The 16,124-nt window shown below is 50.3% G+C and carries 15 protein-coding genes; 8 read left to right on the top strand and 7 right to left on the bottom strand.

Annotated elements, in window-relative coordinates; all coding sequences use genetic code 11:
• Positions 1 to 37 precede the first annotated feature (37 nt).
• Together CCY32_RS12370 and CCY32_RS12365 are read right to left on the bottom strand one after the other, a co-directional pair.
• Positions 38 to 1,336, bottom strand: a complete 1,299-nt coding sequence (locus CCY32_RS12370) for a HAMP domain-containing sensor histidine kinase (protein WP_088331162.1) — start codon at positions 1,334 to 1,336, stop codon at positions 38 to 40.
• A complete protein-coding gene (locus CCY32_RS12365; RefSeq protein WP_088331160.1) occupies positions 1,333 to 2,022 on the bottom strand; it encodes a response regulator transcription factor in 690 nt (229 codons plus the stop codon). Before CCY32_RS12365 ends, CCY32_RS12370 begins: the two co-directional genes overlap by 4 nt.
• Positions 2,023 to 2,189: 167 nt before the next feature.
• Between CCY32_RS12365 and CCY32_RS12360 the strand changes: the two genes are divergently transcribed.
• The 5 genes from CCY32_RS12360 to CCY32_RS12340 all read left to right on the top strand — a co-directional run bounded on the left by CCY32_RS12360 (position 2,190) and on the right by CCY32_RS12340 (position 7,454).
• The gene (locus tag CCY32_RS12360) at positions 2,190 to 2,603 is read left to right on the top strand and encodes a hypothetical protein (protein WP_088331158.1); all 414 of its coding nucleotides are present in this window, start codon (positions 2,190 to 2,192) and stop codon (positions 2,601 to 2,603) included.
• A gap of 152 nt (positions 2,604 to 2,755) precedes the next feature.
• Positions 2,756 to 3,436: a hypothetical protein gene (locus CCY32_RS12355; protein WP_168171510.1), complete on the top strand. Its 681-nt coding sequence runs from the start codon at positions 2,756 to 2,758 to the stop codon at positions 3,434 to 3,436.
• 32 nt (positions 3,437 to 3,468) lie between these two features.
• A complete protein-coding gene (locus CCY32_RS12350; protein WP_088331154.1) occupies positions 3,469 to 4,149 on the top strand; it encodes a hypothetical protein in 681 nt (226 codons plus the stop codon).
• 70 nt (positions 4,150 to 4,219) lie between these two features.
• Positions 4,220 to 4,924 (top strand): hypothetical protein, encoded by a 705-nt coding sequence (locus CCY32_RS12345; RefSeq protein ID WP_246840610.1) that lies wholly within the window; start codon positions 4,220 to 4,222, stop codon positions 4,922 to 4,924.
• Positions 4,925 to 5,138: 214 nt separating this feature from the next.
• Positions 5,139 to 7,454, top strand: a complete 2,316-nt coding sequence (locus CCY32_RS12340) for a Tex family protein (RefSeq protein ID WP_088331152.1) — start codon at positions 5,139 to 5,141, stop codon at positions 7,452 to 7,454.
• A gap of 23 nt (positions 7,455 to 7,477) precedes the next feature.
• On the opposite strand, the gene CCY32_RS12335 is transcribed toward CCY32_RS12340, so the two are convergent.
• The 3 genes from CCY32_RS12335 to bioH form a co-directional block, all read right to left on the bottom strand.
• Positions 7,478 to 8,410, bottom strand: a complete 933-nt coding sequence (locus CCY32_RS12335) for a putative metalloprotease CJM1_0395 family protein (protein WP_348638943.1) — start codon at positions 8,408 to 8,410, stop codon at positions 7,478 to 7,480.
• A 6-nt stretch (positions 8,411 to 8,416) separates the two neighbouring features.
• A complete protein-coding gene (locus tag CCY32_RS12330) occupies positions 8,417 to 8,737 on the bottom strand; it encodes a hypothetical protein (RefSeq protein ID WP_088331150.1) in 321 nt (106 codons plus the stop codon).
• A gap of 65 nt (positions 8,738 to 8,802) precedes the next feature.
• Positions 8,803 to 9,570 (bottom strand): pimeloyl-ACP methyl ester esterase BioH, encoded by a 768-nt coding sequence (bioH, locus tag CCY32_RS12325; RefSeq protein WP_088331148.1) that lies wholly within the window; start codon positions 9,568 to 9,570, stop codon positions 8,803 to 8,805.
• Positions 9,571 to 9,621: 51 nt separating this feature from the next.
• Between bioH and CCY32_RS12320 the strand changes: the two genes are divergently transcribed.
• A complete protein-coding gene (locus tag CCY32_RS12320) occupies positions 9,622 to 10,311 on the top strand; it encodes a ComF family protein (protein WP_088331146.1) in 690 nt (229 codons plus the stop codon).
• Here the strand turns inward: CCY32_RS12320 and CCY32_RS12315 are convergent.
• A complete protein-coding gene (locus CCY32_RS12315) occupies positions 10,292 to 12,856 on the bottom strand; it encodes a M14 family metallopeptidase (RefSeq protein WP_246840609.1) in 2,565 nt (854 codons plus the stop codon). The two genes, CCY32_RS12320 and CCY32_RS12315, sit on opposite strands and share 20 nt — an antisense overlap.
• A 214-nt stretch (positions 12,857 to 13,070) precedes the next feature.
• Between CCY32_RS12315 and nfuA the strand changes: the two genes are divergently transcribed.
• Complete coding sequence (nfuA, locus tag CCY32_RS12310) at positions 13,071 to 13,646, top strand: Fe-S biogenesis protein NfuA (protein ID WP_088331144.1); 576 nt, start codon at positions 13,071 to 13,073, stop codon at positions 13,644 to 13,646.
• A gap of 9 nt (positions 13,647 to 13,655) precedes the next feature.
• Here the strand turns inward: nfuA and CCY32_RS12305 are convergent, their stop codons facing one another.
• Complete coding sequence (locus tag CCY32_RS12305) at positions 13,656 to 14,972, bottom strand: MATE family efflux transporter (RefSeq protein ID WP_088331142.1); 1,317 nt, start codon at positions 14,970 to 14,972, stop codon at positions 13,656 to 13,658.
• An 81-nt stretch (positions 14,973 to 15,053) separates the two neighbouring features.
• Here CCY32_RS12305 and CCY32_RS12300 point away from each other — a divergent pair, with 81 nt between their 5' ends.
• Positions 15,054 to 16,124 (top strand): polysaccharide deacetylase family protein, encoded by a 1,071-nt coding sequence (locus CCY32_RS12300; RefSeq protein ID WP_088331140.1) that lies wholly within the window; start codon positions 15,054 to 15,056, stop codon positions 16,122 to 16,124.

The following is a 16,124-nucleotide window of genomic DNA, read 5'->3' as shown; positions in this document are numbered from 1 at the left end:
CCGCACGGTGATGATGAGCTTATAGTTTTTGCGAACCTTAGTGCCTGACCATGCATGAAGCGGGTAAAGAAAAGATGCACTCACAGCCCGGCTTAAGGTTGTTAATCACAATACTACCGTGATGCGCCTGTGCGATTCGCTGACACAAAAACAACCCTAAGCCCGTGCCTTTCGTTGTTCTGTTCATCACCTGGTCTACCTGAAAGAAGGGTTCAAACACACGTTCAAGAAGAGCAGGAGGGATCCCGCGCCCTTCATCCTTCACGATAAACCTTAACGCCTCAGGAGTTGTTTCAATAGAGAGCTGAACGGTGTCTGTTCCTGAATGCCAAAGGGAGTTCTGCAGTAGATTCCGCAGTACAAACTTAACTCGTCCTACATCAATATTGATGACGATATCTGGCACCTCAGATATCAGCTTAATGCTGTCTGCATCATCACCGCACTCGTGGATAATGTCGTTGATCAGACTCGGCAAAAAGAAATGTGACAGGGACAAGATATTCGCCCCTTTTTCCAGCCTTTCACTCTCAAGCAACTGGTCGACTAAGGTATCGACCAGATCGATCTCTCGACTCAATTTCGCGCTGACCTCATTTTCGTCAAGCATCGCCAACCACACCTTCATCCTTCCCAGCGGTGTCCGAACTTCATGGCTGACAGACATAAGCAGGTCATTTTTAGCTTCGAAACGCGCCTTTAGCTCAGATGCCATTCGGTTCAGGCCCTTGGTCAGGTCTGCAAGCTCCGTGCTTGGGTGGCTTGTTATTTGATGTTCAAAATTGCCCTGACTGATCAGTTGGGCGCTACGCACGGCCTCTCGTACAGGTCTGAGGATCACCCTCAGCAGATAGTAGCTTACCAGCACTACGAGACAGGCCAGTATCCAGGGCCAATACACCAGCCATGACGGATAAACGATAAGATTGGCTATGTTGGAGGTAACCGCACTCCAGCGACCATTGCTGTTCGCCAGCAAATAGTACCTGGACTGATGCTTACTAAATAACAGCTCGCCAATGGGGGTGGCATTTTGTGCTAATTCAGCAATCGACGGAAAGTTCTCAGCGGTTGTCCAGCGCTGATCTCCATCTTCTATGGCGATATCCACTCTGTTGTCTTTTGCCGCCTTTTCCAGCTTGTCTCGATTGACGGGGGGTTCACTCACTCTGGTGAGCATGTCAGATAACTGCGTCTGGCGTTCCTTTATGAAGGCCATCGCCTGCTCCTCAGAAAAATTCACCACACCTAACAACACACACACCGACAGCAGTACGGTGGTCACTGAAAACAAAATAAAGAGTCGGCCAAAAAGTCCCAGTACAATATGTTTCATAACGTGCGGGCCACAAAGGTGTAACCCAGGCTTCTGAGGGTTTTAATAAACCTTACCTGCTTAGGATCATCGCCTAACTTGTGTCTGAGTCGACTCATCAAGATGTCTATGGAGCGACTGTACAACTCTGAGTCAATGCCCTTTAACGCACTTAAAATTTCATCACGCGTAAATACCTGTCCGGGATGACGTGCAAGCAAAGTCAGCAGGTTAAACTCCATTCCTGTAAGGGAAAGCTCCTTACCACCTAAAAAGACCTGATGCCGCTGAACCCATATTTCCAAATCAGCAAAGCGCATGACCTCGTCCTTTTCCACAGGTGGCGCACTGCGCCTCGCGAGCACCTGAACTCTTGCCACCAGCTCCCGTGGCTCAAAGGGTTTCGACAAATAGTCGTCAGCGCCAAGCTCCAACCCGACGACTTTATCCGTTAACTCGCCTCTGGCCGTTAACATAATAATCGGAATCGAACTCTCAGCTCTTATCGACTTACACAGTGTAAAGCCATCGACTTCCGGCATCATGACATCCAGCAACAGCACTTCCGGCTTCTCTGACTCAAGACGTGCTAGCCCCTCTGAGGGGGTATTGGCACTGATCAAAGACAAGTCGAACTTCTCGAAGTATGTGGTTAAGCCTTCACACAGCTGTTTATCATCATCAATGATTAAAATTTTTGTCGACACAGTGCTTTACTCTCGTAACGGGATAGTCTGCATAGTCTTCTAATTGTCCGGGGCTTGTCCATTAGAGCAGAGCAAACGTTACGCTTTGTTACACTACGTTGCCAACCCGAAAGGCTTCTCCTGTTGGCTCTCCCTATAATCTCTTCACTCTAACAGGAGGAAAAACCATGTTTAAATTAGTATGTCAGATTGTTATTGCCACCTTGTGTTTTACCAGCACAGTTGCCGTCGCCAAAAGCGAAAGCGGTATGAATGAAAAAATGTTGAGTCTATTTGCTTATAAGCACGACTTAACGGATTACCAAAAAGACCTCGCTCTGGAGCTTATTGGCTCATTCAAAAATTTGGCTCAAGAAGTAAAAGGCTCAAAAGGTGAACTTAAGGGGTTTCTGTCCAAGATGATAGAAGCTGAAAATGTTGATACGGCAACCATGATGCAAAGCTATAAAAGCTGGCAGGCAGAGATCGATGTAAAAGTCGAAGCGATGCTCAAAAAGTTTACTGCACTGCATCACAATCTGTCGTTAGAGCAGCGAAAAGAGATCATTGCTTCATTAAAAATGATGAAGCAAGAAAAGTAGCATGCACAGGTCATGAGTTTTCATGACGGCTCAACCGTTTTGACGCGTGGCGCACGCTTCAGTGCGCCTATTTCAGTAAATCCTTCAGGTCGTGGCGAGCGTTTAAAAAAACTAAGCCAATGGCAACGAAAACATCTCTATTTGGCGAAACCATGAAACTCAATCAACTAGCAAAGCTCACCGGCATTTTATTACTCATCCAACTCGTAGCTGGTATTTATGTGAACTTCTCTTTGATACCGTTATTAGGCACAAGTCTGGACGCCCTAACGCCCCAACTGGTCACTGCGATTTCCGGACTTTCCGTAATCTCAATTGTTGGCTTAAGCGCCATCAACCTAATCATCATCATCATCAATTTCGACACGTTTGCCAGACAGCTGCCAAAGCTTTATTTAAGCGCCTTATCCATCAGCATTATCGCTGTGACATTAACTTCAGTAGAAGCTGCGCAGCTATCGGAATTTACCTCACTCATTAGCGCCTGGGTGGAAAGCAGCAATCATCAACCGACCCAACTGGATCTGCAATTTCGACAGCTGCTCAGTGAAGGACGAAATGAAGCCCATTATCTGGCCATTGAAATTTCGAGTATCAGCCTGTTGTTTTTCTACGCTATGCTGCATCTGGGAACGGCCATACCTCGTCCACTTGTAAGTTTTGCTTTGCTAGCCTGCTCACTGCAAATCATTGCGATAGGGTTTTCCTTTTTCGAAGCATCGATCCCGGTATTGCTGCAACTGCCGCTTTTCATCACACAGATAATACTGCCCTTTTACTTGGTTTTCAGAGGATTCGGATTAAGACCCGCTGCCTCACCCGTGAACGCCTGAACTATATCGATACGAGCATAAAGAGGTCCGAAATGCTTACTTATATCTTATTTTTCTCTCACACCATCAGCGGCAGCCTGGCTCTACTCGCAGGCTTATTAGCTCCTTTTTTTGATAAGAAAAGCGCCTTGCACAGGCTGCTGGGTACCCTTTTCTTCTATAGCATCCTGGGATTAGGCCTCAGCGGTGCAGTGGGAGCGGTTATTCGTGAGGTGCCGTTATCCATGTTAAACGGCCTTTTAATTTGTTACCTGGTCACATCTTCCCGGGTCACCATAAAACAGGCCCCCCTTAGCATTTCAAAGGCTGACTGGCTGCTACTGGGTAGCGTTATCCTGCTGTCTCTTGCCTTCATTGCCTATGCCCTGATCGCAAGTACTGCTCCCTCGGGTGAAATAGGGGGATTTAGCTGGATAGCCTTTCTGATTTTTGGTGGTGTGGCCCTTTTTTGCGCGAGTGCGGATCTGATGTATATCAGGGAAGGTGGGTTGAAGGGCGCAAACCGCCTGATTCGGCATCTATGGAGAATGTTCTTTGCACTCTTCATGTCCTCGGCGGCCTTCTTCTTGGGGCAGGCTCAATTGATCCCCGAGGCACTCAGAAAGATCGAATTTCTCTTGCTTCCTGTTGCAGCGGTCATCCTGTTAATGCTGTTCTGGATAATACGCGTCAAGGTTTATCAAAGCACCAAGTTAGATTCAGGCAGCACCTGAATCAGCCACTCTGAACGATTTTATGTGGCAGGCTCGCACTAGCGTTATTATGTACATGATGAATTTTTCAATGAGGAATCTCGCGCCGAGATTTAAGATCTTTATTGTTGTTTGTATTGCCTTTTTCACAGCATTCTTCATCTTTGTGAAAAAAGAGGCCATCGCCTGCGAGTTAGTTGGACTCTCGCATTTTTATGAGGTGTCACCAAACCTCTATATTGATACGAGTATTGGCAAGCGACAACAGCGTGAATTGCTCAAAGCCATTCAGGTTGCAACGCAAAGAGTTTCCGAGGTCTACGGCACCCCAGCGGCTAGCCCAAGAATTATGGCGACGGCTGACCCACGGTATGCCCGTTTGGGTTTTTCCCGAACAGGAGTACAAACCTCGGGCTTCTTTAGAGAATGCATATTTCTGGGCTCCAAAGGACTCAATACTGACGTAATCGCCCACGAGCTTGTACATGCAGAAGTACGCCACAGAACAAACCTGTTGGTTGAGCTGATTCAGTTACCAGCATGGTTCATTGAGGGCACTGGGGTCAAGGTAGACTATCGAAAGCCCTTTTTAGCAGAAAATATAGATGTAGCCAGCCTAGACCAGGCCAAAGTCCGTTCGGTGTTTTTTCTTAAGGACTTTCCATTTAACAATGTAGAGTCTTATCAGGCTGCATTGATGGCCATAGAACCAATGAGCCACAAAGACCTGTATCAAAGACTTGAGAGACTGAATAACGGAGAGCAGTTCGAAGAGGTGTTCACTGAACTCTTTTAAGCATGGAACAACAGTAACGCCATTTTATTTCTAACCAATTTGAAAAGGGCACCCCGCCATACTGGCAACAAGAACAAAGTGTTATGCGCAGTTATTGTTCACCCACAAGCCAAATGCCCATCTTTTTGCTGCCATGCAGTAGAAATTTGCCGTCCCAGCCCTTATAAAGGCAGATTGCATTCAAGCTTATCGCTTCAGGCCAACAGGGCAGAATATGATCATAGAGAAAATTGCCAGCGAACTTTCCGCCACTCCCAAGCAAATTCAAGCTGCGGTCACATTGTTAGATGACGGTGCGACCGTCCCCTTCATTGCTCGCTATCGAAAAGAAGCCACAGAGGGCCTGGACGACGCACAGTTGCGTGTTCTGGAGCAGCGTCTGGGCTACCTTCGTGAACTGGAAGATCGCCGTCAGGTCATTCTCAAGTCAATCCGCGAGCAGGACAAGTTAACGCCGGAGCTTGAGCAAAAAATCCAGACTGCCGACAATAAGACCGAGCTTGAAGATCTTTACCTGCCCTACAAACCCAAGCGACGTACAAAAGGCCAGATTGCCATTGAGGCGGGGCTGGAGCCTCTGGCAGAGTCATTGTTGGCGGACCCGGGACTGGATCCTGAAACTGAAGCCAGTGCCTTTATTGATGAACAGAAAGGTATCAGTGATACCAAAGCTGCCCTCGACGGAGCCCGACATATTCTTATCGAACGGTTCGCTGAAGATGCCGGATTACTGCAAAAAATCCGTCAGCATCTGACAAAACAGGCCCATATCCGCTCGACTCTGGTGGAGGGGAAAGACCGCGACGGTGCGAAATACAAAGACTATTTCGAACATAGCGAAGCATTGCACAAGGCCCCGTCTCACCGCGCTTTGGCAATGTTCAGAGGCCGTAATGAAGGTATTCTCAGAGTGACGATGGTCGCTGATCCTGCCAATGAGGAGAGTGACAAGCACTCTTACTGCGAGACCATTATTGCTGAGCACTTCAATCTGCAGGACAGAAAGCGTCCTGCCGATAGCTGGTTGCAGTCAGTTGTTCAATGGACCTGGCGGGTTAAAATTCAGCTGCATATGGAGACCGAACTCTTTGGTGCGCTTAGAGAGCGGGCAGAACGGGAAGCCATCAGCGTCTTTGCCAAAAATCTCCATGACCTGCTGATGGCCGCGCCGGCCGGCGATAAGATTACCATGGGGCTGGACCCCGCTCTGCGGACCGGCGTCAAAGTCGCTATCGTAGATGCCACCGGCAAAGTGCTGAATACCTCCACCATTTTTCCACATGCGCCACAGAACCAGTGGGACAAGGGACTTCGGACCTTAGTAAATCTGTGTCAGCAATATAAGGTAAACCTGATCAGCATCGGTAATGGCACCGGTTCACGGGAAACGGACAAACTGGCCGGCGAAGTGGTCAAAGCGTTACCCGAAATGAAGATAAGTAAGATCATGGTGAGCGAGGCCGGAGCATCGGTTTACTCCGCTTCGGAACTGGCGTCAGCCGAGTTACCGGGCATGGATGTCTCGTTACGTGGTGCCGTCTCAATTGCGCGCAGGTTACAGGATCCACTGGCTGAGCTGGTTAAAATCGAGCCCAAAGCCATTGGTGTCGGCCAATACCAGCATGATGTCAGCCAAAGCTTATTAGGAAAATCGCTGGATGCGGTGGTAGAGGACTGCGTTAACGCCGTAGGCGTGGACGTAAACACCGCGTCCTCGGCGTTATTAAGTTATGTGTCTGGTCTGAACCGCACATTGGCCCATAACATCGTGCAGAAACGCGATGCTGAAGGTCCCTTTAGCAACAGAAAGCAATTGCTCAATGTCGATCGCCTTGGCCCCAAGGCGTTTGAACAGGCTGCAGGCTTTTTAAGGATCCGTAACGGTGATAATCCATTGGATGTCTCGGCGGTTCACCCGGAAGCCTACAAGCTGGTTGAAAAAATCTGCCATCAGCTTGGCACCGATATCAGCTCTCTGATTGGCAACAGAGATCTTCTCACAACCCTTAAGCCTGATGACTATGCCGATGACCAGTTCGGCCTGCCTACCGTCAATGATATTCTTACCGAATTGGACAAACCGGGCCGCGATCCGCGTCCTGAGTTCAAAACCGCCACCTTCAAAGAGGGTGTGGAAACCATTCAGGATTTGAAAACCGGCATGATCCTCGAAGGGGTGGTCAGCAATGTGGCTAATTTTGGTGCCTTTGTGGATGTGGGTGTTCATCAGGATGGCCTGGTACACATCTCTGCCATGACAGATAAGTTTATTTCTGACCCGAGAGAAGTCGTTAAAGCCGGCGATATTGTGAAAGTCAAAGTGATGGAAGTGGATACCGATCGTAAGCGCATCTCTTTTAGCATGCGCCTTAACGACGAACCGGTAAAAACCACAAAACCTCAGGAAAAACGTAAAACCGACTCTCGCCAGAATCCGGCCAAGTCAAGACAAAGAACTCCACCTCGTCAGCCACAGGCGCCAGCTAACAGTGCCATGGCAGAGGCCTTCGCCAAAGCGAAGAAGTCATAAAAAAGAAGAAAGAACGATGTAGCTCAGGCGCTTTGCTGAACCAGAGATTGCCTGGGCTGATCTACCTGCTGGTAAAAGCTGGCTATGCGCAGCGCGCGGGCATCTATTTCGATGTTTCGACTGCGACGAAATTCACTTTTATCTGATTCAAGCCCGGCAGCTTCAGCGACAGGATCACCTTCTCTGAGCTTGCGGGTCGGCGGCGAGATATCACTGCCTGAAACAATGTCAGCTAGTTCAGGGGCCTGACTCACTGCCTCACCGCCATTTGCGCTGCCAAGACTATTGACGCGCTCTTTCAGTGTTTCGGAGCGCTCTTCAGAAATTTGCTGACGCGCTTCAGAGGCTTTCTGCTGCGCTTCTGAGGCAACACGCAGATCCTGTGGAGAAGGCTCTGAAGGTGCCAACGCTGCGGCTCTCACCTGCTGCATCTTTCTCAGTGTTTCTTCCGGTTCGCCTTCTCTGGATACATCAATAGACACCTCACCCCCGACAGCGTAGCGCTGGCCGTCGGGACCGGTTTCAAACTCATAGCTGGGTGAGCCCGCATACTGCCCACCCACAGATGCATGGGCCTGCTCGTGGGTGCGCACCTCGCGGTCACGCTCTTTCAGCTCTTCAACTTCTTTCTGCTCGGAAGCTTCCTGACGTTGCTCCTGACGGCTCTGAGCATCCTGCTTACCCGCACTCGGGTCTTCACCGTTATCTTTATTCAGGGGGTTCTGTGCCTGGCCAGCAAAGCCTGACTTGTCATAGGTAAGGGGCTGCGGAGGCTGGCCCGGTTTTTTGATACGATCAGACTCTGACCCTAAACCGGATTGTGCAGCAGAGTTTTCGGTATCGCTAACCTGTGGAATCGTCTCCCGCATCGCGTTATCACGCCGTGCCGCCTCGGTATTCGTGTTCGAGGTGTTCAGCGGATAGGCCGCCATTGCAGGAGCGGTGATATTCATCATGGGTTATCAGGCCTTCTCATCCAGCAGCGTACCCACGGTCTCTTTGACCACGTCGAGTACTTTGCCGCTAGCCTGGGCATTACGCAGATTGAGGCTCAGGCCTACCAAATCAGAGGTCATGCTGTCCCCGGTAGCAGGCAGCATGTTTTTAGCCATGCTCAACTGCTGTTTGGCGGCATCCTGCAGCACGTCTTCAGGCGCGCGCAACTGTGCCTGCTGCTGAGCAAGACTGATGGAATGCTGAGTAATACCATTCGACGCCCGCTGCACGCCAAGCATGCCGGATAACAATGCCGAATTAATATTACCGTCAAATTGTACTGACATATTACTACCTCACCTCTTGGTTAATTATTAACCAAATGGCGGCAAATTGGAAGCTTTGCTGTATATCAGCGTTGCAGATAGTCTGTCAGTGCGCGCGCAAATTCCTCCTCATGGGAAATAAAGGGTGCGTGAGAAGCGCCGGGAAACAGCATGGAGATACTCGATGGTTGCAGGCGCTCAACCTTTTCCATCACCGCCACCGGTACGAGACTGTCATTCCTGCCATACAGGCGCAATGTGGGGCAGGCGATATTCGCAACAGATTGACGAAGGTCTGTACGTTGCAGCAGTCTCAATCCCCCTGACAAGGCCTGGGCAGCGGGCGCTGGACGTTCCCCCATTAATAACTTAATGGCCTGAATGTCAGATTTTGCACCGCGACTGCCCATTGCCTGAATGGCGAGAAATCTTGCGATGGTGGCGTCAATATCACTATGAAGCTGGCTGGCAAAGGCTTCCAGAACATTGGGCGCAATACCCGGCCAATCAGCTTCAGCAACAAATCTGGGGCTGCTGGCAACGCAGATGAGTCTGCCTGCACGTTGTGGATAAGATAATGCCAGCTTTTGCGCCACCAGCCCTCCCAAAGACCATCCCACAATGGCTGCATCGTCGGGACACACACCGGCTACCATGTCTGTCAGTTCATCCAGGTCATAGTGAGGGGGGAAACGGTCGTGATTTACGCCAAAACCAGGCAAATCGATCAGGGTGACGCGATATGCTTTTGCCAGCCTGGTTGCCAGCCTCTGCCATACCCCACTATTTAAGCCCCAGCCATGTAAAAACACCAGACTAGGGCCATGTCCGTACTGTTCAGCAATGAGCGACAAATTACACTATCCTCTTATCATTCACGGTAATTAAAACATCTGGCAATGGATATGCCTTTCTCGCTATTAAAACGATTGGGCGCAGGCCTCAGTCGACAATCCTGTCTGCTATGTTATCAGTCTAGCCACGATCTGCTCTGTCCCTGGTGTTGTCAGGATCTGGCACTATTCAATTTATCCGCCTGTCACTACAACTTGTTGCAATGGCCGAAAATTCGTCAGGGCCTGGGTGAACCGGTATATCATAAGTTGCTGGCTTGTGGAGAATACCAATGGCCGCTGGACACCTTGATCAAAGGCCTGAAGTTTTCTCGCAAAACGCGCAACGCCAAGGCCGTTGCTGACTTATTTTACACCCATGCACTGCGACCTCAGCAACCCTGGCCGGATGTCATTATACCGGTCCCCTTGCACCGCTCACGATATCAAAGCCGCAGCTATAATCAGGCCATGGAGATTGCCAAACACCTTGCAAGGCGATCCGGCCTGCCTGTCATTGAAGCCTGCCGACGGGACAAGCGCACCTCAGCACAAACGCAGCTGAGCGGCGCTCAGCGTCGACGAAACCTGAAGCAGGCCTTTACCCTGGTCCAACCGCTAAGGGTGGCCAGGGTAGCGATACTGGACGATATTCTTACCACTGGTTCAACCGTCAATAGTCTGAGCGAGACGCTGTTACAACACTATCCGGATTTATACATTGAAGCCTGGTGCATTGCAGTCAGCCCTCTACATCAATGAAATCGGATAAGTAGAGTGCATTGCTGAGTATACGGTGAGTGCCATACCAATACCCACGGAAACTCAGGTTATCGGTTACCCCAATGACCTTGCCCTGCCCCAGTCGATGCGCCACCAGGTTCGCTTTTCCGGCCAACAGCTGCTGAAACTCTTCACTGACATAGCCAGCCTGAAGTGGCGTCTGGGTATAACGGGATACCGTCAAAAAGGGCTTAGCAGGTACATGCATAGCCAGGGTACTGTTGCGCAGGAAACTGATTTGCGAGCGGGTAAAACCAAATGCCAGTGGGTGACTGAGATCCAGATCAGCATTAAACACCGTGCCGGAAATACGTTTTTTAGCCGCCAGACGATCTTGATCACCATAGCTTAAACCGCTTGTGTCAAAGGCGTTGTCGAGCTCTTTGTCTGACACGAAGGTGGCGTTTAGTATATCTTGTTCACTGGCCCATTTTGCCGCTCGTTTCTGGGTAATCAACACACCGCCCTGTTTTACCCATTCCTGTATGGCGTCTGTCTGCTCTTGCGCGATAGCGCTGAAATTTCCATCGGCCATGATGATGTGGGTATAGTTTGCCAAAGACACACCCTGCAAGCGGTCCATGTCGACAATGGTCAGCGGCAAGCCAACTCGCTGATCAAGGTAGTGCCAGATCTCCCCTGCCTCATACTGCGATGTGCCCGCACCCCCTACCAACATTACTTTGGGTGCAGAGAGGGTCGCCATGCTTCTGCTACCTAAGTCATTCCCCTGGGGAGTCAGACCAGTCGTGACAGACCAGACCTTTATGCCTTGCTCGTTAGCACTGTTTTGCAGCAACCGGCGCCACTGTTCCGGCTGCTTCAGCGCCGACGGCACGATGACCGCGCCAGGCTCAAAGCTCACTTTGCCCTGGTCAGTAGTCGCGGTAAAGGCGGTGGAGGAAATTTTCGCCTGGATGCCCTGCTCCAGTAAATCCTGCAATAGTGCAGGTGACGCGGAGTCCTGCCACGAGAAGGCATAGGCATAAGCATCCTGCTGTAACTCGGAGCGTGCTCCATTCAGATTTGGCAGGGTGTCGCCTAAAGGCAGTTTGCGCCAGAATCCACGCTCAATTTCTTCATAATCAATATTGAATGCCAGTGGCAAATTCCAGTTTGAGACATCGTAAAAGGTGTTGTCTGCAAAATTTTTACGGGTGGAGAAGATCGATTTAATCAATCGATACTGTGGCTGATTGAGTGACACAAATACCGAATCCTCGGGGGCAAAACGTCTGCCATTGCGCTCAACGGACTTTTCCAGTCCATTTATCCGGATCTGATGCTGTTTAAGGATCTCAAGCAGCGCTCTGAATCGACTCTTGTCATGCTTTTCGCTCAGCAGATAGCCCGATAGCTCATCTTTTTTTGCCAGCTCCAGGGATTCCCCGGCAAAGCCTCGCAGATGCGCTGACAAGGACGCCTTGTTGGCCAGTGCTCCGGAAAAGGTCGACAGTGAGGTGGTCACCTGATTCTGAATGGTTTGCACAAAGCTTAATTCACCATGTTCAGAGGATTGCAGGTGGCCCCGACTGCTGGCTTGTTCAAACAGGATGCCGACGCTGCCATGGGCATCCGGGTAGGTTGAACCCTTGCCATAATAAAAATCATCAAAGGCTTCCTGAGTGAAATAGAGCTGTCCGCTTTCATCCAGGGCTCGCGCGTGGTGCTCCCCCATTGCTTCGGTCAGACTGACATTGTTGTCTGGCGTCCAGGGATTCTTTCGGGATGGCACACCAGGCTGAAAGAAATAGGTGCTGTTGGTACCCATTTCGTGAAAATCTGTTACCACATGCGGACGCCATTTGTGGAAATGGCTGAGCCTGGCACGAGACTCAGGATGAGTTAGCAATAACCAGTCCCGATTCAGATCAAACCAATAATGATTCGTACGTCCACTCGGCCAGTGCTGCCAATGCTCTCTGTGATTGGGATCGGCAACCAAATTCTTGCCCTTATGCATATTCGCCCACTGAGCGAAGCGAGACAAACCATCGGGATTGAGCGCGGGCTCCATCAATATGACGGCTTCCTCGAGTAAGGTGTCGATTTGTGGTCCTTGTGCGGCAGCCAGATAATAGGCAATCAACATGGCGGCATTTGCGCCTGAGGGTTCATCACCATGGACGCTATACCCCATCCATAGCACCAGTGGCAAATCACCATCAGCCTTACCATCGAGACTTTGCAAATGCTGTTGGCGAATGGATTCCATCTTTGCCTGGTTTTTTGCTGCGCTGAATGTCAACAACACGAGTGGGCGCTGCTCATGGGAGCGTCCCATTTCCTCAATGCTGACACGCTCAGAGCTCTCTGCCAGCGCATACATGTAATTGACCAGCTGGTCATGGCGAACGTGCCAGGTTCCCACAGGGTAACCTAATACGGATTCAGGCAGGGGCACGGCGGGGTCATAGCTGACGGCCTTGGGCAAGTAAGCAAGGTCAGTCTTTACCTGAGCCATTGTCGCCGTAGCGCCGCTGAGGGCCAACGCCATTAACACCATTTGCAACCAACGTTTCATTGATACCTCATGTTTATCAGTACAATATAATGATTAACAAGCTATCAGCTCGTCCTGCTCAGTTCCAGTTAGACCATAGCAAAAGCACTTAGGTTGGTCTCATATTCACGCACACTGGCGCACAACGAACATAACTTATCTGATACTTGAGTGTTTTACTCAAGTAATCTTTGATATCATATCGCCATTAAAATCTCATTCTGGAGGTAGCGTTATGATTCAGATTTCAGAACCGGCACAGGCTCATTTTCGTAAATTACTCAGCAAGCAGGATCCCGGCACCAATATCCGTGTGTTTGTAGTGAACCCTGGTACGCCCAGTGCTGAGTGCGGGGTTTCTTATTGCCCCGCAGATGCCGTCGAGGACGCTGACACCCGCTTGCCCTTTGAAGGCTTTGATGCGGTAGTAGACCAGGACAGTGCACCGTTTCTGGAAGAAGCCGAAATTGACTTTGTCACTGACCAAATGGGTTCACAACTGACCCTCAAAGCGCCGAATGCCAAGGTACGCAAAGTGGATGACGACGCGCCTCTGATGGAGCGTTTGCACTACATGATCGACGCCGAGATTAACCCACAGCTGGCCAGTCATGGCGGTAAAGTGATGCTAATGGAAATCACCCCCGCAGGAAAAGCAGTACTGCAATTCGGCGGTGGCTGTAATGGTTGTTCAATGGTGGATGTTACGCTCAAAGAAGGCATCGAGAAACAAATGCTGGCGCAGTTTCCGGAACTCACTGGTGTGGTTGATGCCACAGAACACCAGGCCGGAGAGCACTCCTACTATTAATCGAAAAAATTAGACCGAAGGTGATGCCGCCTGTGGCCTGACCAGGCGGACATACGCCCAACCCAGACTCAGTCCACGGGCCAATAAGAAGGCCAGAAAAGCGATCCACAGTGCATGGTTGCCAAGGCCTGATGTCATCCACCAAAGCGGGAAAAAGACCAGCAGACTGCACAGCAACATACTGTTTCGCATAGCCTTGCCGTAGGTCAGGCCAATAAACACGCCATCCATTAAGAAACACCAGTGAGATAGCAGTGGCAGCACCCAGATATAGGGTAAGAAGTCTTTCGCCAGAAGACGCAGCGTTGTCAGGTCAGTAAGCAAAGCGATAATCCTGTTATCAAAAATCACAAATACAAGGCTGTATAGCACCGCCAGTGAGCCCGACCAGACCAGCCCAAGGCGCACGCGTCTCTGCAATTGCTTCATGTTGCCGGCGCCTTTACTTTCTCCTACCAGGGCCTCTACCGCGTAGGCAATGCCGTCCAGACCGAGTGCAGTTATGACAAAAAATTGCATCAGCAAGGCATTTACCGCAACCACCTCTTCTCCAAGGCGTGCACCCTGAAACGTCATAAAGGCAATAGTAAGTTGCAAGGCCAGATTGCGTAACAAAATATCCCGGTTCAGCATCAGGACCTGAGCATAGAGACCAAATCGAAACCAGTTCAGTAACGGCAAGGCCCATCCTGTTTTTATCAGGACCACACAGATGGAAGCGGTGAAAATACTGTATTCTGCAATGACCGTCGCCATCGCCACCCCTTCCACTCCCCATCCGAGACCCATTGCCAGGATCAGGCTGAGCACCGCATTAAGTGAATTGCCAAGAATCTGTATCAACATCACCAGTCTGCTGTGTTGCTGACCGATCAGCCACCCTACCAGCATCAGATTGGCCAATGCGGCGGGTGCTCCCCAGACACGAACGCGAATATAGGTGTCGATAACGGAAACGACCTTGGGGCTGGCTTCAGCAAAGTAGCTGGCTGTCTTTACCAACCCATCCTGTAACAGGATCATCAACACGCCTATCAGTAATGCGGGCAACAGCAATTGGTAGAAAACCCTGGCCGCAGCCATTACATCATCACTGCCTCTTGCCTGGGCACTAAGTCCTGTTGCAGACATACGTAAAAAGCCGCAGACCCAATAGATTTGCGTAATGACCATCGTGGCAACCGCCGTACCGGCGAGGAAGTGGGTACCATCCAGATGCCCAATAATAGCCGTATCCACCATGCCCAGAAGTGGATTGGTGATATTACTCAGAATCATAGGCAACGCGATGGACAACAAGCGCCTGTGCTCGGTTCTGGCAGTCATAACGGATGTAAAAGGGTTGCGTCGGGATTCAGACAAAGTAAGCTCTTCAGGTAAATCCTACTTAATAGCGGTGATGATCTAATGTTGATAGATAGAATGCCACATTTTATCCTGTTTGTTTTTTCTGTCCTGTTGTCGGTAACGGCGAGTGCCAAAGTCGCACCTCACAACCTGCACGCCAGCATTTTGCAGTATCATCATGTTAGTAGGCACACACCCGCCGTTACTTCGGTCAGTCCTGAGCAGTTCAGTGAGCACATGCAGTATATCGCCGAACACCATACTGTGCTGCCATTGCCAGAGTTGGTAAAAAGACTTAAAAAGGGTGAAGTACTGCCTGAGAATGCGGTGGCCATTACCTTCGATGATGGCTTTCAGAACATACTGGAAAATGCACATCCGATACTCACGCGCCACGGCTTCAACTACACCGTTTTTATTAATCCGGCGCTGATCGGAAAAGAGCCACAGCAATTAACCTGGGACGAGGTGCGTCAGATGCAGCGCGAGGGCGTCTGGTTTGCAAATCACACCGACGATCACGCTCATCTGCTGGATCGCAAGGGTATGAGCGAGGCACAGTGGCTGGCGGCACTGAAAAATGCGTTGGAACAGGCAGAGGAAACACTGCAACAGCAGCTAGGTTATAGTTTAAAGTACCTGGCCTACCCATATGGTGAATACAACAGTGCTATACAGGCCCTGCTCAGAGAAATGGGCTATATTGGCTTTGCCCAGCAGTCGGGCGCCGCAGCCCCCTACAGCGACTTCACAGCCTTACCCCGTTATCCTTCAGCCGGTATCTACGCCAATCTCAATACGCTGAAAGTCAAGCTCAGCAGCCTGGCGATGCCTGTGCTCTCAGAGCCGATTAACCCTGAACTGCACTATCATCATCGTACACCCCGTTGGACCACTCGTATCGACCTGACTGACATCCGTCCGGCACAATTGAGTTGCTACTTTAAAGGACAGCCCCTTGCCCCGGAATGGGTCACCGCAGATAGTTTTGAGCTGCACATTACAACGCCCTTGAAACCGGGACGTAGCAGAGTAAATTGCACCGCGCCGAGCAAACGCTCACCGGGGCGATACTACTGGCATTCCCAACCCTTCTTTGTGGCAACACAAGACGGCAAGTGGCTTGATTAA

It is taken from the genome of Lacimicrobium sp. SS2-24, assembly GCF_002201535.1.
Taxonomy (GTDB): domain Bacteria; phylum Pseudomonadota; class Gammaproteobacteria; order Enterobacterales; family Alteromonadaceae; genus Lacimicrobium.
This window is presented reverse-complemented; position numbering and strand designations above follow the sequence as displayed.